Origin of the sequence: Xanthomonas arboricola pv. juglandis, assembly GCF_905367715.1 — a bacterium.
GTDB classification, from domain to species: Bacteria; Pseudomonadota; Gammaproteobacteria; order Xanthomonadales; family Xanthomonadaceae; genus Xanthomonas; species Xanthomonas arboricola.
In genome coordinates, this window is sequence record NZ_HG999362.1 from 4605947 (window position 1) to 4629926 (window position 23980).

17 protein-coding genes are annotated in these 23980 nt (G+C 65.5%); 6 read left to right on the top strand and 11 right to left on the bottom strand.

Annotated elements, in window-relative coordinates; all coding sequences use genetic code 11:
* The 3 genes from KHN93_RS19960 to KHN93_RS19970 form a co-directional block, all read right to left on the bottom strand.
* Positions 1-2520 carry a PepSY domain-containing protein gene (locus tag KHN93_RS19960; RefSeq protein ID WP_211921180.1) on the bottom strand — a complete coding sequence of 840 codons (2520 nt, stop codon included), beginning with the start codon at positions 2518-2520 and terminating at the stop codon, positions 1-3.
* 379 nt (positions 2521-2899) lie between these two features.
* Positions 2900-3889: a porphobilinogen synthase gene (hemB, locus tag KHN93_RS19965; RefSeq protein WP_024939082.1), complete on the bottom strand. Its 990-nt coding sequence runs from the start codon at positions 3887-3889 to the stop codon at positions 2900-2902.
* Between the two features lie 258 nt (positions 3890-4147).
* Positions 4148-4390, bottom strand: coding sequence for a hypothetical protein (locus KHN93_RS19970; RefSeq protein WP_024939083.1), 243 nt, complete (start codon positions 4388-4390; stop codon positions 4148-4150).
* 201 nt (positions 4391-4591) lie between these two features.
* Here KHN93_RS19970 and KHN93_RS19975 point away from each other — a divergent pair, with 201 nt between their 5' ends.
* A complete protein-coding gene (locus KHN93_RS19975; protein WP_104560540.1) occupies positions 4592-5038 on the top strand; it encodes a hypothetical protein in 447 nt (148 codons plus the stop codon).
* A gap of 786 nt (positions 5039-5824) precedes the next feature.
* On the opposite strand, the gene KHN93_RS19980 is transcribed toward KHN93_RS19975, so the two are convergent.
* From KHN93_RS19980 to KHN93_RS19990, 3 genes are all read right to left on the bottom strand, one after another.
* Entirely contained in the window at positions 5825-7609 is a 1785-nt protein-coding gene (locus KHN93_RS19980) for a DUF885 domain-containing protein (protein ID WP_104560544.1), read from the bottom strand.
* 343 nt (positions 7610-7952) lie between these two features.
* On the bottom strand, positions 7953-10181 hold the full coding sequence (locus KHN93_RS19985) for a S9 family peptidase (protein ID WP_181141909.1): 2229 nt from the start codon (positions 10179-10181) through the stop codon (positions 7953-7955).
* Positions 10182-10528: 347 nt separating this feature from the next.
* Positions 10529-11218 (bottom strand): glutathione binding-like protein, encoded by a 690-nt coding sequence (locus KHN93_RS19990; RefSeq protein WP_104560548.1) that lies wholly within the window; start codon positions 11216-11218, stop codon positions 10529-10531.
* A 251-nt stretch (positions 11219-11469) separates the two neighbouring features.
* Here KHN93_RS19990 and KHN93_RS19995 point away from each other — a divergent pair, with 251 nt between their 5' ends.
* The 5 genes from KHN93_RS19995 (at position 11470) to KHN93_RS20015 (ending at position 19095) form a co-directional block, all read left to right on the top strand.
* Positions 11470-14484, top strand: a complete 3015-nt coding sequence (locus KHN93_RS19995; RefSeq protein WP_104560550.1) for a TonB-dependent receptor — start codon at positions 11470-11472, stop codon at positions 14482-14484.
* Between the two features lie 177 nt (positions 14485-14661).
* The gene (locus KHN93_RS20000; protein ID WP_181141910.1) at positions 14662-15363 is read left to right on the top strand and encodes a SapC family protein; all 702 of its coding nucleotides are present in this window, start codon (positions 14662-14664) and stop codon (positions 15361-15363) included.
* Positions 15353-16366, top strand: a complete 1014-nt coding sequence (locus tag KHN93_RS20005) for a cupin-like domain-containing protein (RefSeq protein WP_211921182.1) — start codon at positions 15353-15355, stop codon at positions 16364-16366. The genes KHN93_RS20000 and KHN93_RS20005 overlap by 11 nt, the downstream gene beginning before the upstream one ends.
* Positions 16367-16378: 12 nt before the next feature.
* A complete protein-coding gene (locus KHN93_RS20010) occupies positions 16379-17944 on the top strand; it encodes a tryptophan halogenase family protein (RefSeq protein WP_211921184.1) in 1566 nt (521 codons plus the stop codon).
* Between the two features lie 131 nt (positions 17945-18075).
* Positions 18076-19095, top strand: a complete 1020-nt coding sequence (locus KHN93_RS20015; protein WP_211921186.1) for an energy transducer TonB — start codon at positions 18076-18078, stop codon at positions 19093-19095.
* A gap of 301 nt (positions 19096-19396) precedes the next feature.
* Here the strand turns inward: KHN93_RS20015 and KHN93_RS20020 are convergent, their stop codons facing one another.
* Genes KHN93_RS20020 through KHN93_RS20040 form a run of 5 tightly spaced genes read right to left on the bottom strand, consistent with a single transcriptional unit; the run spans position 19397 to position 23785 of the window.
* Positions 19397-20590 (bottom strand): ABC transporter permease, encoded by a 1194-nt coding sequence (locus KHN93_RS20020; RefSeq protein ID WP_102255100.1) that lies wholly within the window; start codon positions 20588-20590, stop codon positions 19397-19399.
* Positions 20587-21333: an ABC transporter ATP-binding protein gene (locus KHN93_RS20025; protein WP_102255101.1), complete on the bottom strand. Its 747-nt coding sequence runs from the start codon at positions 21331-21333 to the stop codon at positions 20587-20589. Before KHN93_RS20025 ends, KHN93_RS20020 begins: the two co-directional genes overlap by 4 nt.
* Positions 21334-21364: 31 nt before the next feature.
* Positions 21365-22942, bottom strand: a complete 1578-nt coding sequence (locus KHN93_RS20030) for an alpha/beta hydrolase (protein ID WP_211921188.1) — start codon at positions 22940-22942, stop codon at positions 21365-21367.
* A 58-nt stretch (positions 22943-23000) separates the two neighbouring features.
* Positions 23001-23201 (bottom strand): helix-turn-helix transcriptional regulator, encoded by a 201-nt coding sequence (locus KHN93_RS20035; RefSeq protein ID WP_016903655.1) that lies wholly within the window; start codon positions 23199-23201, stop codon positions 23001-23003.
* Positions 23198-23785, bottom strand: coding sequence for a hypothetical protein (locus KHN93_RS20040; protein WP_104560564.1), 588 nt, complete (start codon positions 23783-23785; stop codon positions 23198-23200). The genes KHN93_RS20035 and KHN93_RS20040 overlap by 4 nt, the downstream gene beginning before the upstream one ends.
* Positions 23786-23980 lie beyond the last annotated feature (195 nt).

Sequence of the window (23980 nt, forward strand, 5' to 3'; positions counted from 1 at the left end):
TCAATACACATCGCGCCGATAACGTCCCGCTGCGGTCAGCGACTCCAGCCGCGTCTCCCCCAGCAATTCGCGCAGCGTGGCATCGACCTCACGCGCCATGCTGTCCAGGCTGCCGCAGACATGGATCACCGCACCGCGATCGATCCAGTGGCGCAAGGTGTCGCCGGTCTCGCGCAAGTGATGCTGCACGTAGCGCTTGTGTGCCTGGTCGCGCGAGAACACCCGGTCCAGCTGCTGCAGATGGCCACGTGCATGCCAGGCCTGAAGTTCGTCGGCAAACAGACCATCGTGCGCGGCCTGCCGTTCGCCGAACAGCAGCCAATGCCCGTGCACGCCGGCCAGCTCGGCCTCGCGCAGCAGACTGCGCAAACCGGCGATACCGGTGCCGTTGCCGATCAACACCATCGGCGCCTGTTCGATGCGATGGAAGGCGGGATTGGTGCGCAACCGCGCGCGTATCTGCCCACCGATGGGTGCGTGGCAGATCAGCCAGCCCGAACCGAGGCCGGGGCTGCCGTCGGCGCCTGTGGTCAGGCGCACCACCGCGGTCGCAACGCCATCGGCCGGCACGCTGGCCAGCGAGTAGTCGCGGGTCGGCAGCCAGGCGCAGGCGTCCAGCCAGGTCTGCGGATCCGGATGCGGCGTGGGCGGGCGCGTGGGCGGCTCCGGCAGCACGCGCTCGGCGACGGCCTGCTGCAGCGGCAGCAATTGCGCATCGACATGCACCAGCGCGTCGGGCGGCAGTCCCCAGGCGGCCAGGCACGCACGCACGTGCGTGTAGGCGTGCGCCGGCTGCACTTCGAGAATGTCGCCCGCCTGCCACTGCGTGCCGGGCGGTGGCAGCAGATCGATCTGCCAGATCGGTGCTCCCTCGCTGCCCGGGTTGAGATGCGTGCGCGCCGACAACGTCCAGTGCAGCAGCGTCGGGCGTGCCAGCGGCACGGCGGCCACCGGCGCACCGGCAATCTGGGCCAATTGCGCATGCCATTGCGCCAGGGCCTGCGGATCGGTGTTGTCCATCTCCACTGCCGGAAACAACGGCTGCGCGCCCTGCGCCTGCAGCCATTGCTCGATGCGTCGCGAAAACCCGCAGAACTGCGCGTACTGGCGGTCGCCCAGGGCCAGCACGGCATAGGTCAGCTGTGGCAGCGTCATGCGCTGACGCAACAGTTCGCGCTCGAAGCTGCGGGCGGTATCGGGCGGCTCGCCATCACCAAAGGTGCTGACCACGAACAAGGCATGCCGGGTGCCCTGCAGATGCTGCGCGGTGAGCTGTGCCAGCGAGCGCACCTGCACCGGCAGACCGGCCGCCTGCAGATGCCCGGCCGCCTGCCAGGCCAGCCGTTCGGCAAACCCGCTCTGGCTGGCGAACCCGATCAACCACGGCTCAGCCTGCGAGGCCGCCGGTGCACCGTGCAGGACATCGCGCGCGGCACGCAGCGCGCGCTTCTTGCGGCGGCGATCCAGGTACAACATCCAGCCGGTCACGAAGAACACCGACATGCCGACACTGGCCAGCATCACCACGATGCGGCCCGGCAGCCCGAAGAAGCTGCCCGAGTGCAGCGGAAACATGCTCACCAGCAACTGCTGCCCGCGCGGCAGCAGTGCATAGTCCTGACGACGCAGCAACGCGCCGCTGCCCGGCTCGATCTCCAGATTGTCGTAGGCGCGATCGTGATCGGGATGGTCGGGCAGGAACCGCACGCTCAGCGGTTGCCCCGCACGCGGCGGAATACGCAGGTCCAGTGCCGCGCTGTGCGTGGCCGAGATGGCATCCAGGGTGCGTTGCACGGCTGCAAAATCCAGCGTGGCCGGGCGGTGATCGCGCCCGTCACCACGCATCGCCGGCTCGGTGCCGAGCAAGGCCACCATGCCGTCGCGGTACCAGTTGTAGGACCAGGTCAGCCCGGTCAGCGCCACCAGCAGGTACACCAGCAGGCACCAGGTGCCGAACACCGCGTGCAGGCTCCACAGAAAACTGCGCCCCTGCCGCCGCCATTCCACTGCCCACCAGGTACGCAGACTCCACCAGCGTCGCGGCCAACGCAGATACAGGCCGGAAGCGCAGAAAAACAGCAGGATCAGGGTGCTCGCCCCGGTCACCGCCTGGCCGCGCTTGCCGGCGGTCAGATGGCGATGCAGGTCCTCGATAAAGGCAAACGCGCCGCTCAGCCGCGGAGCGGCGACCTTGTCGCCGGTATACGGATCGAAATACACCCGGCCGCCGCCCTTACCGGCCAGGCGTGCGGTGGACGGACGCTTGCCGGTCGGATCGATCAGCATGCGGGTGACTGCTTGCTGCCGGTCCAGATCGAGCTTGCGCAGCAATGCGTCGAGCGGCATTGGTCGTTCGCCTGCCGCATGCCGCTCGGCCAACTGCGCGATGGCCGGATTGGCGAGCCGCACGATCTCGTTTTCGAAGGACATCAGCGCGCCGGTCAGCCCCATCACCGACAGCACCAGCCCGGCGGTAATGCCGAGCAGCCAGTGCAGTTGGAATAGAACGGTCTTGAGCACGCGCGAGCAGCCTGGAACAGTGGGCTCGCCATTGTAGATGAGAATCGTTATCGCAGCTTGGTGGGCGAAACTGCGCCGATAGCGTCATCCGCCGGGCCAGAACAAGCACCGTCGGCAGATGCTTGCTGGCCTATCCGCCTGTGCGCCCGGTGTGCGTATTGCTGCAGTGGCTGGGCGATTGCAGGCACGCTAGCTCGGACCAACGCACATATTGCTGCGCCTGCCAAGCGGGCCACGCACCAGGCGACGGATTCGCGGCACACGGTCCATACCGCTGGTAAAGATCACAGCAGGACCGAAACGCTTACTTCAATGCATCAGCGATGCACTATGACGAGGGAGACACCAACGTCTCCCACGCGCAATCGCAGCGCTGCACTCAGCCCTCGCGCAACCAACGCGCCACCTGCGGTGCGAAATAGGTCAGCACGCCGTCGGCGCCGGCGCGCTTGAACGCCATCAGCGCTTCCAGCACGCACTTGCGTTCGTCCAGCCAGCCATTGGCGGCGGCGGCCTTGAGCATCGCGTACTCGCCGCTGACCTGATAGGCGAAGGTAGGCACGCGGAATTCCTGCTTCACCCGCCGCACCACATCCAGATACGGCATGCCCGGCTTGACCATCACCATGTCCGCGCCCTCTTCCAGGTCCAGCGCGATCTCGCGCATGGCCTCGTCGCTGTTGGCCGGGTCCATCTGATAAGTGGTCTTGTCGGCCTTGCCCAGATTGCCGGCGCTGCCGACCGCATCGCGGAACGGGCCGTAGAACGCCGAGGCGTACTTGGCCGAATAGGCCATGATGCGCACATTGAGATGGTCCTGCGCATCCAGCGCGCGGCGGATCGCACCGATGCGGCCATCCATCATGTCCGACGGCGAGATGATGTCCACACCGGCTTCGGCATGCGACAGCGACTGCCTGACCAGCGCCTCGACGGTGATCTCGTTGAGCACATAGCCCTTGGCATCGATGATGCCGTCCTGGCCGTGCGTGGTGTACGGGTCCAGCGCCACGTCGGTCATGATGCCGAGTTCGGGAAACCGCGCTTTCAGCGCGCGTACCGCACGCTGCGCCAGGCCGTCCGGATTCCAGGCCTCGGCCGCGTCCAGGCTCTTGCCCGCCGGGTCGATCACCGGGAACAGGTCGATCACCGGAATGCCCAGCTCCAGGGCCGCTTCGGCTTCGCGCAGCAATTCGTCCAGCGACAGGCGCTCGACGCCGGGCATGGACGCGATCGGTGCACGGCCGGACAACTCATGCACGAACACCGGCCAGATCAGGTCATCGGTGGTCAGCGTGTTTTCGCGCATCAAACGGCGCGAAAACGCATCGTGGCGCATGCGGCGGGGACGGTAATGGGGATGGGCCATTGTGGGCTCCTGTCAGCAGCCCGCAAGTTTACGCCCGCGACCCGCCGCCGAACGCGCTGCGACGCTGTGTCGCAGCGGTGCAACGGGCCGGATCACGCTGTGATCAATGCAAGCGTGATCTGCTTGGGGCACGCGGTCAGCTCACCCCATAGGGAACGCGCTCGGCTGGCGGCGGTGCCACGCGTCGATCTTCTCCATCGCCAGTTGGTGCACAGCCCCTCAAGCTCGCGCGACCTGCCTGGAAGGCGACGCCGCGTGCTAGATCACGCCGCCGCCCAGGCTCAGGCGGATCACCCCGACCACGATCACCAGGCCGTTGAGCAGCAGACCGGTCTTGGCACGCCCGCGATTGCCGGCCGAAGTGAACAGCAGTGCGATCGCCGCGATCAGCGCGCCCAACGCCGCAAACGGGATCAGGAACCAGTTGCCCCAGCCCAGCAACGGGATGAAGGCCAGCACCATCCACAGCAACGCCACAATACCCCACAGCAGGCTGATCAATCCCACGTGCCACCTCGCCATCTAAAGAATGGCATGAGCTTAGCGCCGCACCCGCCAAGACGCTGTGGGCAGATGGTCACCCTGACCAATGGCGGCTTGGCGGTAGCCTCACGTGGGCATGGCTAGGGTGCGGCAAAGTCCGGAACGATTCAGTCCGGGCGCAGGATCATCGCCACCATCGTCGTCAACAGGGCCCATATCATGAACAAGCATGCCGTCATCGCCGCTGCGCTCGCCATGCTCCTGGCCGGCTGCGCCAGCAGCTCCAAGGTCATGCTGGGTCAGGCGCGTGCGCCGATCGACCCGTCACTGGTGCAGGTGTACTCCAATGCACCGGTCGGCTCGGTGGAGATCGCCCAGCTCGAATCCACCAGCGCTGCCGGTTTCGGCACCCAGGGCCAGACCGATGCGGCTGTGCAACGGCTCAAGCGCGAAGCCGCCAAGCTCGGCGCCAACGGCGTGGTCATCGTCGGCGTGGGCTCCGAACGCTCTGGCGGCGGCCTGTCAGTCGGCGGCGGCAGCTATGGCGGCCGAGTCGGCGGCGGGCTGGGCATCGGCATCCCTACCACCCAGAAACGCGCGGCAGGCATGGCGATCTGGGTACCGGCGGGGGCTAGCGATGCCACTCGCTCTCCGCCTGGGCAATAAAGGTTTCCTGGGATTCGGATGTTCTTTTGACCTAGCAAAACGACCGGCATCGAAAAGATGCTGGTTGCGTGTGACGACTAGTGCAACGCATCTCCTGCACCGGCTTGTGGTGAAACCCACAATCGAATGCAGTATCCTTCGCGGGAAACAAAGTTGGTAACGGCCTAAGCAATCGCTTGCCAGTTTTCCTGTTGCCCCGCTCGTAGTCACTCGATCTTGGCAGAGCGAAACTATTGACCTCAGTCATCTAAGGAATAGTCATGAAAAGCTGGATATGGATGTTGATGTTGGCAATGTGTTTCGTTGGACAAGCTGCGGCTCAAACTAAGGGAGTCAAGCTTGTCTGTCGCTCCGATGATCCATTTGTCTTCTGTACGCAGGGTTGCAAAGATCAAGACAAGAACTGGATACCGATAGATCCTATCAGTTCGACCTGGGTTGCCGCGCCCGGCTACTGTCTTTTTCCCAGTCTTTCACCCTGCTGCGCGGGTCCGGTTTGCCTTCAAGCTTGGACGCCAACGGCTATTACTGCGCTTGGCCAGTACCAGACAATCTGCAAAATAGCTAAGAAGCAAGGCAAATGGACGGGCCAACAGCGGCCAGAGAATGTGCCATTTGCCCATTAATATAGGTTCAGGCAGCTAGTCTGAAATAGGGTGACATGCAGCTTGCTGGCATACATCTGCTGACAGTCAGCTTAGATTGACCCGCCCGTTTGACGAAGCGGGTCGCATTTACTTTACCGAAAGACTTACTAAGAAGCATCGCTTTAGAATTAGACAGCGATTACTTTTGCTGCGCCGGAATGAACTGCGTTTCCACCGCCTTGGCCAGCTGATCCGGCGGTAGCAGGCCCTGGTCGAGCAGGAAGTTGTTGAAGGCCAGGCGGTCGAACTTCTTGCCCAGGACGAGCTCGGTGCGCATGCGCAGTTCGAGGATGCGGGTGTAGCCGTAGAAGTAGCTGCCGGCCTGGCCGGGGGCGCGGACGGTATAGCGGTCCAGTTCCTGGCGGGTCATCGCTGGCGAGAGGCCGACGTCGTCTTCGAGTACCTGGCGTGCGCGTTCACGGTCGATCAGGCCGAGGTTGAGCATCGGGTCGAGCATGGCGCGGGCGGCGCGTAGCAGGCGGAACTGCAGGGCGATCAGCTGGCCGTCGAGCGGTTCGTACGGGACCATTTCGGCTTCGGCATACAGCGCCCAGCCTTCGACGTTGACCGAGTTGAACGCGAACAGGCTGCGCGCCAGCGACACGCCGCGTTCGACCATGGCGGTGAACTGCAGCTCGTGGCCGGGGCGGCCTTCATGCGCGCTGAGCGTCCAGGCGGCCGATCCGAAGTTGAAGTCGTCGTACTGCTCCTTCTTGGCTCCATCGGCGGTCGGGTTGCCCAGCGGCAGCACGAACTGGCCCTGCTGGCCGGTATTGCCGATCAGCGGTGCTGGCAGGAAGTGCGGTGCCGGTTGCGCAGCGCTTTCGGCGGCACTGCCCAGGCGCATCTGCATGGGGCGGTTGGGCACATCGACGATGCGCTGCTGGCGGATGATCGGGTCGATCTGGTCGATCACGCCGCGGTAGTGGGTTTCCAGCTGGTCGTCGGCGATCTTGTTGCCCTTGAGCGCACGGATCACCTGCACGTAATCGCTGCCCTGCACGCCTTTGGCCTTGGCCACCAGCGGCGCGAGCTGACGCATCGCCGAGCGGGTTTCCATGAATTCCAGCTGCGCGCGCTGGATCAGCAGCTGCGGGGCGATATCGATGCCGACCTGCTTGAGCTGGAAGGCATACAGCGGTTCGGGCAGGCGGGTGTCCTTGCGCGCCTTCGGCAATACCTTGGTGCGGGTCCAGTTGGCGTAATCCTTCAACTGGGTGGACATCGCCTTGAGCGCTTCGTCGCCGCCGGCGATCTTGTACTTGGCGAACAACTCGCCGATGCCGGCGACGTAGGTGTCCACGTTCGCCAGCGCCTGCTCCACTTCGCGCTGGGTGGGCTGCAGCAACGTGGTGTTGCCGAGCTGTTCTTCGTAGCGCTGGCGGGCCAGCGTGGTGGTCGGTGTGCTGCCCGGCACCAGACCGACGTAACGCTTGAGGCGATCCAGCGCCTTGGCGCGGCGCTCGGGCACGGTCTGGTCGGACAACAATCCATTGAGGCCGCTGAAAACCAGCTGCGGGGCATCATTCCACGGCAGCAGGTAGCGCTCGTTGAGTTCGCTGCCTTCGATGTTCTGCTCGGCCGCAGCGATCATGATCTGCAGGTCCTGGCGCACATTGACGTTGCGCTCGGTGGCGAGCTTGGCCTGCAACGCGGCGCGCGCCTTGTTCATCGCATCGCGGTAGCGCGCGGCGTTGTTTGGCCCCAGGTCGATGACCTGGTCGTCGTAGCCAGGCACGCCGAAGAAGCTGGCGTATTCGGGCTGGAATGGCGCCTGCGCGTTCAGCAGGATCTGTGCGTAGCCATTGCTGGTCTGCACCCAGGCCGGCGTGGCAGGTTGGGCCTGCGCGGCCTTACCGGTCTGTGCCTGCAATGGCAGCGAAGCACCGAGCGCCAGCGCAATGGCGAGAACAAGTGGTTTCATGGGGCGGATCCGCAAGTTGAGTAGCGCGACCCTACCCATCCGCAGCGGTTGCGGCAATGCGTCTTAGGTCATGGTCGGCAGGAGTGCGGCGGCGTTTGCGGGTCGGCTACCAGGTTGATTGAATCGGCCGATCTACTGGCGAATATCAGCATTTGCTAGCGCCATCGCCCGTGCCTGCGGCTGGCGTCCACCTGCCGCCGGTTTCCCTCAACGCGCGCCCTGTGCAGGTCCACGCTGCGACGGGCATCTCCTGCCCGACCGCTCTGGTGAGTGTCGCCGATGCCAGGCATCGGCGGTCGTTTACCACTGCAGTTCCGTCTCCCCGGCACCGATCGCCGGCCGCTCAGGGCATCAGGCAGCGCTGGATGAATGCCTCCGCGGTCTTGTAACGATGTAAGGCAATGCTGCCGGACAAGCCGTGCTTGGCGCCGGGATAGGTCATCAGTTCGAAGGCAGTGCCACGCGCCTGCAACGCGCTCATCAGCGCGGTGGAGTTGGTGAACAGCACATTGTCGTCGGCCATGCCGTGGATCAGCAGCAACTTGGCGCGCAGGCCGTCCAGATGGGTGGCGATGCGTGCGTCGCGGTAGCCGGCGGCGTTGCCGGCCGGCAGGTCCATGTACCGCTCGGTGTAGTGGGTGTCGTACAGGCCCCAATCGGTGACCGGTGCGCCGGCTACGCCGCAGGCATAGGCCTCGCTGTGTTTGGCCAGCAGCATCAGCGTCATGTAGCCGCCGTTGGACCAGCCCTGCACGCCGATGCGGGTGGGATCGACCCAGCGCTGCGCCTTGAGCCAGGCCACGCCTTGCAGCTGGTCGTCCACTTCCACCGTGCCCTGCCTGCCGTACAGCGCGCCACCGAAGTCGCGGCCGCGTCGCGGGGTGCCGCGGTTATCCAGCGAAAACACCACGTAACCACGCTGCGCAAGATATTGATCGAACAGCGCATCGCCACGGCTTGGCCAGGCGTCGAGCACGGTCTGCGCGGCGGGGCCGCCATACACGTACACCATCACCGGATAGCGCTTGGCCGGGTCGAAGTTGTCCGGTTTGATCAGGCGATACTGCAGCGGCGTGGTGCCGTCGGCGGCAGTGAGCGTGCCGAATTCCACCGGGCGCTGCGCGTCACGGTATCTGGCATACGGGTGCTGCGGATCGGCCAGATCGTTCTTCAACAGTGTGGCGATTTTTTCGCCATTGGCGCGAAACAGCTCGATCTGCGGCGGCGTGGCGGTGTTGGACCAGCTGTCGACATACACGCTGGCGTTGTTGGCGAAGCTGGCGGCGTGCGTGCCGTGGGGTGTCGAACGTTGTTCGATCGCACCGCCGGCCAGCGGCACGGCGTAGATGTGGGCCTGGGTCGGCGACTCCTTGCTGGCGGAAAAATACACCGTGCCGGCTTGCTCATCGACGGCGAGCAGTGCATCGACCACCCAGGCGCCGGAGGTCAGCGGCGTGAGCGTGCGGCCATCTTCCGATGCCACGTACAGATGCTCGTAGCCGCTGCGCTCGGAGGTCCAGATGAAGCGACCGTCCTTGAGAAAACGCAGATCGTTGTGGAGCGGCACCCAGGTCGGCGAGGTCTCGGTGATCAGCACGCGTTGCTTGCCACTGGCCAGCGTGGTTTCGATCAACTCGAGGGTTTTCTGATCGCGCGACTGGCGCTGGAAGGTCAGCCGCTGCGCATCGCGCCAATCCACCCGTGCCAGATAGATATCGGGGTTATTGCCCAGCTCGATCCAGCGCGGCGCAGCGTTGGCGCGCGGTGCGATCACACCCAGTTGCACGGCCACATTGGGCTGGCCAGCCTGCGGATAGCGCTGGCTGATGACCTCGGTGTGGTCGGCATAGACCTCCGGGCGCTTCTGTACCGGCACGCCGGATTCGTCGATACGCGCGAAGGCGATCGCCGAATCGTCCGGCGCCCACCAGTAGCCGGTGTGGCGATCCATTTCCTCGTCGGCCACGAACTCGGCCACACCGTTGCCGATGGTCTCGCTGCCGTCGCTGGTGAGCTGCAGCTGCTTGCCGCTGGCCAGGTCGATCACCCATAGGTTGCGCTCGCGCACGAAGCTGACGAAGCCGCCCTTGGGCGAGAGCTTGGCGTCGGTGGCGAAGCCTTCGCCGTGGGTGAGCTTGCGTACTGCCGCCGCGCCGGTCTTGCGCAGGTCGTACAGATACAGTTCGCCACCGAGCGGGAACAACAGTGCATGTGCATCCGGCGCCCATTGGTAATCGACGATGCCGGCGAAGGCGGCGATGCGTTGGCGCTCGCGGCGGGCCTTTTCGACATCGCTGAGCGTTTCGGTGCCGGGCAGGACGATTTTGGAATCGACCAGCAGCCGGGTCTGGCCGCTGGCGATGTCGTACTCCCACAAATCCAGTTGATTGCGGTCGCTGTCCTTGCCGCGCAGGAAGCTCACGCGCGAGCCGTCGGGGGCGACCTTGGGTTTCATCAGCGTCGGGCCGGACAACGGCAACGGGCCGGTGATGGCATCGAGGGTGAGTTTTTCAGCGTGGGCGGTGGTGATCGTGCTGAGCATGAGGGCAAGGGCGGCGAACAGGGCGCGCATCGAAGATCCTGTCTTGAGATAGCACACAGGATGCGGGCGCGTGGGGTGTTTGAGAAGCGCGGCGATGCTGCGCGTGCGCGATGAAGGGCTGCGCGCGGTTGTGAGCGTGTACTGCAGCATGGTGCTGGGGTTGTTGTCGCTCAGTTTTTAGCGAGCAGAGGTGCGTTTGGGCTGATGGTCGCAGTTGGCGGGCTGCGGATGGTGCATGCGCGTTTCGTGGTGCGCAGGTTACGGGGGGGTGGGTCTGGCTCCACTTGCGTACCCTCACCCCAATCCCTCTCCCGGGGGAGAGGGGCTCGGGCGCCGTGTGGAACTGCTGTGCGTTCCGCGCTGTTGCTACTGCGCCCTCAGCGCTTTCCGAACAGATGCTTGCGCTCTTCCTCGCTCAGCGGCTTGCCGGCGTTGGGGTTGACTTGCTCCTTGAGCGCATACGCACGCTGCGTGGCCGGGCGCGCGGCGATGGCGTCGTGCCAGCGCTTCAGGTGCGGGAACTCGGCGTAATCGGGGTGGATGTCGGCGTAGACCTCGATCCACGGATAGCTGGCCATGTCGGCGATGCCGTATTCGGGGCCGGCGAGGAATGCCTGCTCGGCCAGGCGCTTGTCGAGCACGCCATGCAGGCGACGCACTTCGGCGTTGTAGCGTTCGATCGCATAGGGAATCTTTTCCGGCGCGTAGACGTTGAAGTGGCCCATCTGGCCGCTCATCGGCCCCAGCCCACCCATCTGCCAGAACAGCCACTCCAGCGCGGCAATGCGGCCACGCGCATCGCGCGGCAGGAAACGGCTGGTCTTCTCGGCCAGATACAGCAGGATGGCGCCGGATTCGAACACGCTCTGCGCCGGGCCGCCGTCGGCCGGTGCGTGGTCGACGATCGCTGGCATCTTGTTATTGGGCGAAATCTGCAGGAAGGCCGGCTCGAACTGCTCGCCCTTGCCGATGTTGACCGGCTTGAGCGTGTAGTCCAGCCCGGCTTCTTCCAGGAACAAGGTGACCTTGTGGCCATTGGGGGTGGGCCAGTAGTACAGGTCGATCATCGTGCGCTCCAGTTCGGCGGGGATGGCACGCAGCGCGCGCCTTGGCAATCGATGGTACGACCAAGCCCGCTACCGGCGCGTGCGCGTATGGTGGTGCTGGCTGGAACGATGTGTGACGCGATTGGCTCGCGGCCGATGCTGCAGTGCAAGTTGACTTGGTTAAGCCTGCGCTCACAAATGCACGATTGCTTCATCGACCTTCGCCTGTCCCGCCTGGGGCCGGCTTATCTTCACTTGGGGAAGAAATCATCGTGAGAGAGCCACGCACCCTGCCGCGCACGCGGCGTCTGACGTCTGCCCTGCTGTTTGCCCTGTCGACGCCGCTGGCCGCGCAGACCGCGCCGGCACCGCAGTCCGCATCCACCGTCCCCGGCGCGAGCCAGGCCGCCCCCGCCACGCTCGATGCGGTGCAGGTCACCGGCATCCGCGGCAGCCTGACCTCGTCGATGAACGTCAAGCGCGATGCGCAAGGCATCGTCGACGGCATCGTGGCCGAAGACATCGGCAAGTTCCCCGATACCAATCTGGCCGAATCGCTGCAACGTATCAGCGGTGTGTCGATCGACCGCTCGCTGGGCGAAGGCTCGCGCGTCACCGTGCGCGGCGTCGGCCCGGACTTCAACCTGGTGCTGTTGAACGGCCGGCAGATGCCGGGCGCCAGCATCGAGGAATCCAACGCCTCCAATTCGCGCGCGTTCGACTTCGCCAACCTGGCGTCGGAGTCGATCTCCGGCATCGAGGTGTTCAAGACCAGTCGCGCCAGCACGCCCACTGGCGGCATCGGTGCGACCATCAACATCAAGACCAGCCGGCCGCTGGACAACCCGGGCCTGCATGCCAACGTCGGCCTCAAGGGCGTACACGACAGCTCCAACGAGAATCTGCCCGGACGCCTGCAGGGCGATTCGCTGACCCCGGAAATCTCCGGCATCTTCAGCAACACCTCGGCCGATGGACGCTTCGGTGTATCGCTGAGCGGCAGCTACCAGGAACGTGACTTCGGCTACAGCCAGGTCGGCGTGCCCAACGGCTGGCGTTCGTTCCGCGGCGATTCCACCGCCTACGGCACCATCCCGCAGCCGGGCGCGCCGGGCTCGGAGAACATCGTCAACCGCCCCGGCCCGAATGACATCTATTCGGTGCCGCAGAACCTCAACTACCGCGTGGTCGGCGTGGAGCGCCAGCGCACCAACGGCCAGTTGACGCTGCAGTACAAGCCGCTGGACAACGTCACCACCACGCTGGATTACACGTACTCGGAAAACAAGATCCAGCAGCAGCGCAACGAGATGTCGGTGTGGTTCAACTATGGGCCGTCGGCCAGCGCCTGGACCAATGGCCCGGTCGCCGGGCCGGTGAGCTATTCGGAAATCGTCAATCCGGCCACCAGCGATCTGGCCACCGCCGGCTCCAACGCGGCCACCCGCAACCAGAACAAGTCGCTGGGCTTCAATGTGGATTGGGCGGTGAACGACCAGTTCAAGCTCAACTTCGACATCCACCGCTCCACCGCAGAAGCCGGTGCGGACAGTCCGTTCGGTTCCAGCAATTCGCTGGGCGTGTCCGGCTTCTACCGCGGCACCTCGGTGGTGGATTTCAGCAAGGATTTCCCGGTGCTGCAGCAGCAGCTGGGCTTCGGCCTGACCGGGCTGGATCCGTCGCGTACCTTGGTCACCGGCTCGGCGTTCCGCAACAGCTACATGAAGTCGGAGATCGACCAGGCCCAGGTCAACGGCGACTTCACCTTCGAAAATTATTCGCAGTTGAAGTTCGGTATCGGCAGCACCGAGGTCAAGAACCGCTCGGCGTTCTCCAACGTGCAGCGCGACACCTGGGGCGGTGCCGGCACCGCGGCCGATTATCCGGACGATCTGTGGATCCCCAGTTCGTTTGCGCAGTACTTCGATGCGATCGACGGCAGCGGCAATCCGGCGCAGTTCAACCAGCTGTTCCTGTTCGACTTCGAACGTGCCCGCCAGGCGGCTGCACAGGTGGCCGGCGACGATGCGCTGTACCGCACCTCGCCGGTGTTCACCACCGACCGCCGCGTCACCGAAAAATCCAAGAACGCCTACCTGCAGTGGAACAACAGCTGGGACGATCTGCGCGTGCCGATCAGCCTGGCCGCCGGTGTGCGTTACGAAGAAACCAAGGTGGACGCGCAGGCACTGGTGCCGGTGGCGGTGGGCATCGACTGGGTCGCCAACAACGAGTTGCCGATCCGCCTGGCCGACTCGGCATTCGCCAGCGGTAGCGGCAAATACGAATACTGGCTGCCCAGCCTGGACCTGAGCTTCAAGCTCACCGAGGATCTGGTGCTGCGCGGCAGCTACGGCGAAACCATCGGCCGGCCCGGCTGGGGCGATATCCAGGGCGGGCAGACGCTCAACCAGATCGCGCGCCTGGAAGGCGGCACCGGCCAAGAAGGCAATCCCGGCCTCAAGCCGCTGCTCTCGCACAACATCGATTTCTCGCTGGAGTGGTACTACAGCGATGCCAGCTACGCCTCGGTGGGCTTCTTCCGCAAGAACATCGACAACTACATCGGCGTAACCACGCGCAACGACACCTCGCTGGGATTGAACACGCCGGTGGGTGGTGCGTACTGGAACGAAGCGCTGGGCAACGGCTGTGCCTCGGCCGACCTGACCTGCATCCGCAACTACATCTTCCGCAACCGCGGCGGTGCGCCAGGTGTGGTGCGCGGGCAGGACGATTCCAACGGCAACGCCACCGGTGTGATCAGCGGGCAGCCGGGCGATCCGGTGGCCAACTTCGCCATCACCGCGCCAGCCAACCAGCGCTCGGCCTCGCTGGACGGTTGGGAATTCAACCTGCAGCACATGTTCGGCGACAGCGGCTTCGGCGTGTCGGCCAACTACACCATGGTCGACTCCGGCCTGACCTACAACAACTACGTGATCGGCGAGCAGTTCGCGCTGGAAGGGCTGAGCGATTCGGCCAACGTGGTCGGCTTCTACGATCGGGACAAGTGGCAGGTGCGTGCGGCCTACAACTGGCGCGATGAGTTCCTGGCCGCACGCTTCGACGGCAGCGGCCAGCCCAACCCGGTCTACACCGAAGCCTATGGCCAGCTGGACCTGAGCATCGGCTACCAGTGGACCGAGAACCTGTCGCTGAGCCTGGAGGCGATCAACCTCACCGACGAGGTGCAGCGTCAGCACGGCCGTCACCCGAACCAGATCATCTACGCCACCCAGACCGGCCCGCGCTACATGCTGGGCGTGCGTTACAAGTTCTGGTGATGCAGCGCGTTGGTCATGCAGTGATGTTCTTTTAAGCGCTCCCGGCAGTGAGTCTGCCGGGGCGTTTCGCACGGCGCTCTCGTGGCGTTTCCCGGATGTGTCGCATCCGGGGCTTGCCATGCCGAAGCAACTGTCCAAGCATGGGCCACGCGCCCCGCGTGATGTGTCTTTCCCCCCATGACCAATGCCGTGTTGTTGAACAATCTCGATCACCGCGACCTGCGCGTGATCACCGCGCACGGCGCCGCCTTCGGCGACGACGTGATGTCGGCTGCGACCTTTCCGCAGGAGTTCCGCCAACTGCAGGCGCAATACCCGATCGTGTTCCATCGCAGCGGCGAGCGCAGTTTTCAGCCGCTGGCATTGCTGGGATTACGCCTGGGCGAGAACCTGTTCCTGGACGGTGCGCGCTGGGATGCGCCGTACGTGCCGCTGGCGATCCAGCGGCAACCGTTTTTGATCGGCGAGCAGGCGGACGGGCCGATGGTGCACGTGGACCTGGACAGCCCGCGTATCAGCCGCAGCGAAGGCGAGGTGCTGTTTCGCGAACACGGCGGTACTACCGAATTTCTCGACCACATCGGCCAGGTGTTGCGCACCTTGCACGATGGCCTGGCCGCGAGCGAGGCCTTCGTCGAACGCTTGCTTGGCTACGATTTGCTCGAACCGTTCGTGTTCGAGGCCACGCTGCAGAACGGCCTGGAATGCCGTCTGACCGGGCTCTACGCGGTGCACGAGGAACGCCTGCGCGCACTCGACGATGCGGCCTTGCTCGACCTGCATCGGCATGGCGATCTGGAACCGTTGTACATGGCGGTGGCCTCGATCGCGCAGTTCCGCCATCTGCTCGACCGCATGCAGCGCCGTCATGCTGGCTGAGCCGCGCGCCATCGAAGAACGGCACGGGCTGGACCCGCAGCAGCTGGACCCGGCCGTGCTGCGCTCCACCACGCCGTTGGTGTTGCGCGGGCTGGTGCGCGACTGGCCACTGGCGCAGGCCGGCGCGACCTCGGCGCAGGCGGCGGCCGCCTACCTGCGTGATTTCGATCGCGGTGAGGCGGTGGTGGCGCAGGTCGGCCCGCCGGACATCGGCGGGCGCTTCTTCTACAACGCGGACATGAGCGGCTTCAATTTCCGCCCCGAGCGCGTGCCGCTGGGCGTGGTGCTGGAGACCTTGTTGCGCGATCTGCACAACCCGCAGCCACCGGCGATCTACGTCGGCTCCACCACGCTGGACACCTACCTGCCCGGTCTGCGCGCGCATAACCCGATCGCGCTGCCGCAGCGCGAGCCGCTGGCCAGTATCTGGATCGGCAACCGCACCCGCATCGCCGCCCACCAGGACCTGCCCGACAACCTGGCCTGCGTGGTCGCCGGGCGCCGCCGCTTCACCCTGTTTCCGCCGCAGCAACTGGCCAATCTGTATATCGGCCCGCTTGATCTCACCCCGGCCGGGCAGCCGGTCAGCCTGGTGGATATCGCCGCGCCGGACCTGCAGCGCTTTCCACGCTATGCGCAGGCGCTGGAACACGCGCTGGTGGCCGAGCTGGCACCGGGCGATGCGTTGTTCATTCCCAGCATGTGGTGGCATCACGTCGAAGCGCTGACGCCGTTCAACGTGCTGGTGAATTTCTGGTGGCGGCAGAGCCCGGCCTACATGGATTCGCCGATGAACGCGCTGATGCTGGCGCTGCTCACCCTCCGCGACCTGCCAGCCGAACAACGCGCGATCTGGCAGGACGTGTTCGACCATTACGTGTTCGATGCCGATGCGGACACCGCCGCACACATGCCGGAGTCTGCGCGCGGCGTCCTGGCGCCGATGGACGAGGCCCGTGCCCGCAGCCTGCGCGCGCGATTGCTGCAACGCCTGAATCGCTGAGGATCTGACGCCATGACCGACACCCCCCCTTCCGACCCACAACAGCGCCCGGTGCGCCGCGTCGTCATCGCCGGTGGCGGCACCGCCGGCTGGATGGCCGCCGCCGCGTTATCCAAAGTGCTGGGCCGGCACCTGCAGATCACCCTGGTGGAATCGGACGAGATCGGCACCGTGGGCGTGGGCGAAGCCACCATCCCCAGCCTGGTCACCTTCCACCGCCTGCTGGAAATCGACGAGGCCGCGTTCATGGCCGCCACGCAGGCCACCATCAAGCTGGGCATCGGCTTCGAACACTGGCGCGATGTGGACCGGCACTACATCCACTCCTTCGGCCACACCGGCACCGATCACTGGAGCGCGGGCTTTCAGCATTTCTGGTTGAAGGGCCAGCAGCGTGGCTTGGCACGTGACTTCGGCGACTACTGCCTGGAACTGCGCGCCGCGCAGGAAGGCCGCTTTGCACATCTGCCCAATGGCGGCATGAATTACGCCTACCACCTGGATGCCGGCCTGTACGCGCGCTTCCTGCGCCGCTTCAGCGAAGGCTTCGGCGTGCAGCGCATCGAAGGCCGCATCGGCAACGTGGAGACCGACGCGCACAGCGGCTATCTCACCGCGCTGACGCTGGACAACGGCACGCGGGTGGAAGGCGATCTGTTCCTGGATTGCACCGGCTTTGCCGGCCTGCTGATCGGCAAGACGCTGGGCGTGGGCACGGACGACTGGTCGCAGTGGCTGTTCGCCGACAGCGCGCTGGCGGTGCAGACCGAATCGGTCGGCGCGCCGGTGCCCTACACCCGCTCGCGCGCCGATCAGGCGGGCTGGATGTGGCGCATACCGCTGCAGCACCGGGTCGGCAACGGCATCGTGTATTCCAGCCGCTACATGGACCAGGACAGCGCCGCGCAGGTACTGCAGCGCAATCTCAGCGGCCGCGCACTGACTCAGCCGCGCGCACTGCGCTTCACGCCCAATCAGCGGCATCGGGTATGGGAAAAGAATTGCGTGGCGCTGGGCCTGGCCAGCGGCTTTCTGGAGCCGTTGGAATCGACCAACATCCATCTGATCCAGCGCGGCATCATCCGGCTGATGCAGACCTTTCCGCAGGTCATCAACGATGTCGACATTGCCGAGTACAACCGCCAGGCCGCCGCCGAAATTACCCATATCCGCGATTTCGTGATCCTGCATTACCACGCCACCGACCGCCGCGACACGCCGTTCTGGCGCGATTGCGCGGCGATGGACATCCCCGACACGCTGCGTCACCGGGTGGAGTTGTTCCGCCAGAGCGGGCGGGTGTTCCACCAGGCCAACGAGCTGTTTGCCGAAAATTCCTGGGTGCAGGTGATGCTGGGCCAGGGCATCACGCCGAAGCACCACCACCCGGTGGCCGACCTGATGGGCGATGCCGAGCTCCGTCATTTCCTGGAAACCATCCGCACGCGGGTCGATGCCGCATTAGCGCGGCTGCCTGCGCATGCGGACTTCCTGCGCCGCTACTGCCCTGCGCCGCCGCTACCCGAGCCGGCCACGCGGCTGCCGGCCGACGCCGCACTGGCTACCGGAGCGCGATGAATTTCGCGCCCGGCAGGCGCCCCCCTTGGCTTAGACCGCCCCAGCAATGCTAGATTGCCGCTTTGCCGTCCATTGCGGGAACAATGGCCGGCCTCGCCGCAGCATCTTTCGCAATCGGGTAAGGGGGACGCATGTTGGATCTGACACAGGGCCGTATGGCACGCCGGATCGCGCCGGTCATTTTGTTGGTCGGCTTGGCCGCCTGCTCCAAGCAGGACGACAAGGCCGCCACCACCGCGCCTGCCACCGGCGCCACGCCTGCGGCACCGGCCGCCGCGCCGACGCCGGCTACGGCAGTGTCGCCACAGGTGCAATCGATGGCCGCCGACCAGTTGCGCGCATCGGCCACCAAGGCCTTGCAGGACAATCGCATGTACGCCCCGGCCGGCGACAACGCGGTGGAGTACTACCTGGCCTTGCGTGAAAAGCAGCCGCAGGACGCCACCGTCAACAGCGCGCTGACCGACCTGCTGCCGTACACGCTGATCGCCGCCGAACAGGGCATCAGCCGCGAAGAATTCCCCGAAGCGCAGCGCCTGATCGCGTTGATCGAAAAGGTCGACCCCAAGGCACCGGCACTGCCGCGGCTGAAGAGTGGCCTGGAAGCCGGCATGAAGACCGCCGCCAGCCGCTCCGAGCAGGATGCCGAGCAGGCCAAGAAGCTGGTCGAAGACAAGGCCAAGCAGGCCGCCGAGCAGAAGCGTCTGGCCGAGCAGCAGACCCGCGAGGCGGCCGCTGCGCAGCAGATCGCCGCGCAACAGGAAGCCGCCCGCCAGCAGAGCGCAGAGGCCGAACGCCAGGCCGCCGCGCGCCGTCAGGCCGAGACCCCGACGCCGGCTCCAACTCCGGCCGCCCCGCGCCCGGCCCCGGCGGCTGCCGCAGCTGCACCGGCCGCGCAGTCGCTGCGCCCGATCAGCACCCCGGCACCGCGTTACCCGCCCGAAGCGCTGCGCGCCGGCACCTCCGGCGAAGTGCTGGTGGAGATCACCGTCGGCACCGACGGCTCGATCACCGCCTCGCGCGTGCTGCGCGCCACCCCGCCGCGCGTGTTCGACCGCGAAGCGCTCAATGCGGTCAAGCGCTGGCGCTTCGAACCGGTGGCCGCCCCGGTGACCACGCGGCGCACGTTATCGTTCAACCCGGGCGGTTGATTGGTGCGTTGGGCGATCGAGTAGCGCTGCATGCGGTTGAGTGATTCCGTTGGTTGGTTGGTTGGTGGATCGCTTGATCGCTTGGTTGCTTGGTCGTTGATCGCCTGATTGGTCGATCGTTTGTTGATTGCTGGCTGATGGCTGATGGCTGATGGCTGATGGCTGCCGACGATCGGTGCACTGCACTCCCGGCGAATGTGGGCGCCAAACAAAAAGCCCGCAGCGATGCGGGCTCTTGTTTGCTGGTGATCCGTACCCTCATCCGCACTTCAGACACCTTCTCCCAATGGGAGAAGGAACATCAACCGGAAATCGCCAGCCGCTCCTGGTGATAGCGCCGCACTGCCGCGTACCACAGCACCGCGGCCACACCGAAGCCCGCCAGCAGATACACCGCCCAGGTCTGCGCGTTGATCTGCTCGTGGCGGATCACCTTGAGCAGCATCTGGTTCTGCGCCAGAAACGGCACCGCGAAATGCCATAGCTGCGTCTTCAACGGATACGCCATCAGCGCATAGCCCGGCAGCATCGGCAGCAGCAACAACCAGGTCATATGCGCCTGCGCTTCCTTCATGCTCTTGGCGGCGGCGGCCAGATAGGTCAGCAGCGAGGTGCCGATGAACAGCATCGGCACCAGGATGAACAGCATCTGCAGCATCGGCACGAAGCCGACGTTGAGCTGGCGGCCCAGGTTCGAGGTGGACAGCTGCGCACTCAACTTGAAGGCCAGCAAGGTCAGCAACAGCGACACCATGCCGATCACGCAGGCGGCGGCGATCTTGCCGCTGACGATCGCGCTGCGCGGCGCCGGGGTGGCCAGCAAGGGTTCCAGCGACTGGCGTTCGCGCTCGCCGGCAGTGGCATCCAGGATCAGCGAGGCGCCACCCAGGAACGAGGTGATCACCAGCAGCACCGGCAGCAGCATCGCCATCATCTGCCCGCGCTTGGCGTCGGCGGTGGCCAGATCCTGCGCGGCGATTTCCAGCGGCCTGCCCACCTGCGCATCGATGCCGCGCGCCAGCAGGCGCAGTGCACCCACCTGCTGGCTATAGCTGCCGAGTGCGGCCTGCAGGCGCAGGCTGGGCACGTCGGCCTCGCGTCGCGTGCTGTCCTTGATGACCTCCACCAGGGCCGGGCGCCCGGCGCGCCAATCGTCGGCGTAGCTGTCGCTGATGCGCAATGCCACATCCACATCTTGATTGCGGATTGCGGCAGTCAGATCGGCCGGCGCATCGACCGCATTGAGCCCCTGCGCGGCCAGGAACCGCACCAGATTGGGCGCGTTCTCGCGGCCGAGCATGGGGATCTGCAACGGCTTGTCGATCTGCGTACGCACGCGGCTTTCGCTCAATGCGCCCATGCCCAGGATCAGCACCGGATACAGCAATGGCGACAGCAGCAAGGCCAGTGCGAGCGTGCGGCGATCGCGGCCGATGTCGCGCAATTCCTTGCGCAGCACCGTCCATAGCGTGGACAACAACGATGTGGTGCTCATGCGTGCAGTCCCTCGTCCGAGCCGATCGCCTTGACGAAGGCGTCTTCCAGGTTGTCTTCACCGGTGCTGGCGCGCAGTTCGTCGGCGCTGCCGCAGGCCACCACCGTGCCCTTGGCGACGATGACGATGCGATCGCACAGCGCCGCCACCTCCTGCATGATGTGGCTGGAAAAGATCACGCAACGCCCCTCGGCCCGCAGTTGCTGCAGGAAGCCACGCATGGCGCGCGTGGTCATCACATCCAGCCCGTTGGTGGGCTCGTCCAGGATGACGTTGCGCGGGTCGTGCACCAGCGCGCGCGCAATGGCGGTCTTGGTGCGCTGGCCCTGGCTGAAGCCTTCGGTCTGACGGTCGAGAATGTCGTCCATGTCCAGCGCGGCCGACAGCAGGCGCGTGCGCTCGGCGATCCGCGCACGCGACAGGCCGTGCAGCTCACCGAAATAGGCAATGTTCTCGCGCGCGGTCAGCCGCTTGTAGACGCCGCGCGCATCCGGCAACACGCCCAGCGCGCGGCGCACCGTCACCGGATCGCGGGCGGCATCCACACCGTCCACCATGACGCTGCCCTGGTCTGGCGACATCAGCGTGTAGAGCATGCGCAAGGTGGTGGTCTTGCCGGCACCATTGGGGCCGAGCAGGCCGGTGATCTGGCCGTCGGCAGCACTGAAACTGACCCCATCCACCGCCTTCACCAGCCCGGTCTTGGTCTTGAACGATTTGTGCAGGTTGTCGACGACGATCATGCGTGCGCCTCCGTGGCGTGGTCGGTGCGGCTCATGGTTCCCATCCGTTGAACGAGGTAAACGCAGGCACGTTATTCAGATCGGCAACGCACTGCGCGTCCAGCCCACCGGCGTTGGTGGTTTCCATGAACTGCGCCATCAGTTTGGGGATGCAGCCCAGCGCCATGACGCTGTGTCCCTGGCCGGGCGCAACCAGATGCCGCCCATTGGGCAGTCCCTTGAGCACGGTGTCGGCATAGCGTGGCGGCGTGACCGGGTCCAGCTGACCGGACAACAGCAAGGCCGGAACCTGCGAGCGCAGTGGCGCGGTGAAGTCGGCGGCACGTTTGCCGGTGGGCCACACAGGGCATGCGGCAAAGACGCTGCGTGGGACATCCTCGCCCAGCAGCAGCGCCTGGTGTTCGGGCGCCGGGCGATAGCGATCCGCATCTTCAGCGCACACCACCGACCATTGCATGGGCTGGTTGATCTGCATGTCCATGTGCGACAACGCCATCAGCGACGCGTAGCGACCCGCGGCGGCTTCATCCAACACCAGCGGCAGCAGGGCAGCACTCTGCGGTGCGTAGGAGAACGTAAACGCCAAGCCTATCACCGCATCGGCGGTCACCCGGTCGCGCTTGATGGCATTGGTGCGCAGATCGCGATACTCCACCTCCGGTGATTCGGTCTTCAACCGCTCCATGACGGTGCGCAGTTGCGTGCGCACATCGGTGGGAAAGCGCGCGCGACACGCGGCGGTGGCACGACACTGCTCGGACTGCAGGATCAGTGCATCCTCGAAGGTGCGTGCAAACTCACCACTGATCACCAGATCGCTGGGCGCAACGCCATCAAGCACGATGGCCCGCGTCTGTGCGGGATAGCGTTTGGCATAGTGCTGCGCCACGCGCGTGCCGTAAGACACACCGACCAGGTCGATACGTGGCACGCCCAGGGCGGCTCTGACTGCATCCAGATCGCCGATGGCTTCGGCGGTGGTGTAGTACCGCGGGTCGGCACGGCCTCGCAAGCCTTCGGCACACTGCCGGGCATGGGCCATCAATTCTTCCGGACTGGACGCCATGCCGGTCTGCAACGGCTTGCCATCGGCGGTCTCGCACCGCAGTGGGTGCGATCCCCCGGTGCCGCGTTGATCGACCAGAAAGATGTCGCGCTTTTTACGCACTTCGCGCAATGCAGCCGCGGCGATGGCGGCAACCTCGGTCGCCGATTGCCCCGGCCCGCCGGCGATGAAGAACACCGGATCCGGCGTGCTGCCGGCGCCGGCATCGCTTTCCAGCCAGGCGATCTTTAGATCGATGCTGCGCCCGGTCGGCGCGGCCGGGTTTTCCGGCACGCGCAGGCTGGCGCATTGCGCCTCGATATTGCCGGCCGCGCTGCCGGAACTCAGCGTGCACGGTGCAAATTGCAGCGTGCCGTAGCGAGTGCCTGCGGCAGTGCCGGTCTGCGGCTTGGCGGCCTGCGGCTGCGCGGTGCCGGGCGTGGCTGCGCGCGCCTTGGGCGCGGCAACTGCGTTTTCAGCCGATTTGTCAGCAGGCTGGCATCCGGTTGCCAGCAATGCGATCAGCAGCGCCGCCACCAGTGTGGGTTGCTTCACCATATTCACCATCTCTCCTGAGTTCCTGTTCCCTGACGCCGCATCCGGTCGGGCGTGACCGGCACGGCTACTGCCCGTCTTCGTAAAGAAAGACGTGCTCGATCGATTCCCCGAACAGGCGCGCGATGCGAAACGCCAACGGCAGACTGGGATCGTACTTGCCGGTCTCCAGCGCATTGATGGTCTGCCGCGATACGCCCAGTCGTTCGCCCAACTCGCCTTGCGACCAGCCGCTGGCCTCGCGCAATTCGCGCACCCGGCTATTCATTCGAACCGTCGGGCATTGATGCTTTTGGTGACGCCGTAGATGGCGCACAACATCGGAAATACCCACAGCATCGCCACCGTCGCGGGGATGTCGATCAGCTCGGCAGCCTGCAGGAATCCGCCGGTCATATACGCGCCGCTGACCAGGCCGGCGGCAATGGCGATCGACTCCAGTTCGATGCGCCGCTGCATCTCGTCCGAATCGCGCACGTAGCGCGCCACCGCACGGATCACCAGAGCGACCAGCACGGCCGGCAACAAGGCGATCAGCACGCGCGCCCAGCTCGGATCCACATGCGCAAGCAAATATCTCCAGAACAGCATCACCACCACATACAAGCCCATCGGCACGCCGAATTCGCGGTAATAGCGCCGCGCCAATGCCGGCCGTGTGCTATCGCGCAGGCTGCCGCGCGACAGCAAGAGCAGCAGCGACAGCACCAGGCAGGACACGCCCGCGCCGGCACAGAGCCCGGCAAGGTGGGCACTCAGCGGCAGCAGTTGCCAACGACCGAGCGCGCTGACGGCGAGCAGGCCGGCTCCCAGACCGAGCGCCAGTAGCGCATTGCGTCTGCAGCGGCTCATGCGCGTTGCCTCGCGCCCGCCGATGGACGCATTGGCAGGCCAGCGCCCCCCATCCCGGAATCACTGCGCAGCGGTCGCTGCGCCGACCATGCCGGTGTGCATTCCCGTTGCCGATGCTGCTGACGCATTCCCTTCGCCTGTCAAGTCAACTTGACAGGCACGATGCGCTTGACATGGCCGACTGTCAAGCACCCT

Coding starts and splice junctions, on each gene's coding strand:
- KHN93_RS19990 (WP_104560548.1), bottom strand. CDS start 11,218: ATGATCGACCTGTACTACTGGCCCACCCCCAATGGCCACAAGGTCACC.
- hemB (WP_024939082.1), bottom strand. CDS start 3,889: ATGGCCCATCCCCATTACCGTCCCCGCCGCATGCGCCACGATGCGTTT.
- KHN93_RS20040 (WP_104560564.1), bottom strand. CDS start 23,785: ATGAGCCGCTGCAGACGCAATGCGCTACTGGCGCTCGGTCTGGGAGCC.
- KHN93_RS20010 (WP_211921184.1), top strand. CDS start 16,379: ATGACCGACACCCCCCCTTCCGACCCACAACAGCGCCCGGTGCGCCGC.
- KHN93_RS19975 (WP_104560540.1), top strand. CDS start 4,592: ATGAACAAGCATGCCGTCATCGCCGCTGCGCTCGCCATGCTCCTGGCC.
- KHN93_RS20005 (WP_211921182.1), top strand. CDS start 15,353: ATGCTGGCTGAGCCGCGCGCCATCGAAGAACGGCACGGGCTGGACCCG.
- KHN93_RS20020 (WP_102255100.1), bottom strand. CDS start 20,590: ATGAGCACCACATCGTTGTTGTCCACGCTATGGACGGTGCTGCGCAAG.
- KHN93_RS19985 (WP_181141909.1), bottom strand. CDS start 10,181: ATGCGCGCCCTGTTCGCCGCCCTTGCCCTCATGCTCAGCACGATCACC.
- KHN93_RS20015 (WP_211921186.1), top strand. CDS start 18,076: ATGTTGGATCTGACACAGGGCCGTATGGCACGCCGGATCGCGCCGGTC.
- KHN93_RS19980 (WP_104560544.1), bottom strand. CDS start 7,609: ATGAAACCACTTGTTCTCGCCATTGCGCTGGCGCTCGGTGCTTCGCTG.
- KHN93_RS20035 (WP_016903655.1), bottom strand. CDS start 23,201: ATGAATAGCCGGGTGCGCGAATTGCGCGAGGCCAGCGGCTGGTCGCAA.
- KHN93_RS20000 (WP_181141910.1), top strand. CDS start 14,662: ATGACCAATGCCGTGTTGTTGAACAATCTCGATCACCGCGACCTGCGC.
- KHN93_RS20025 (WP_102255101.1), bottom strand. CDS start 21,333: ATGATCGTCGTCGACAACCTGCACAAATCGTTCAAGACCAAGACCGGG.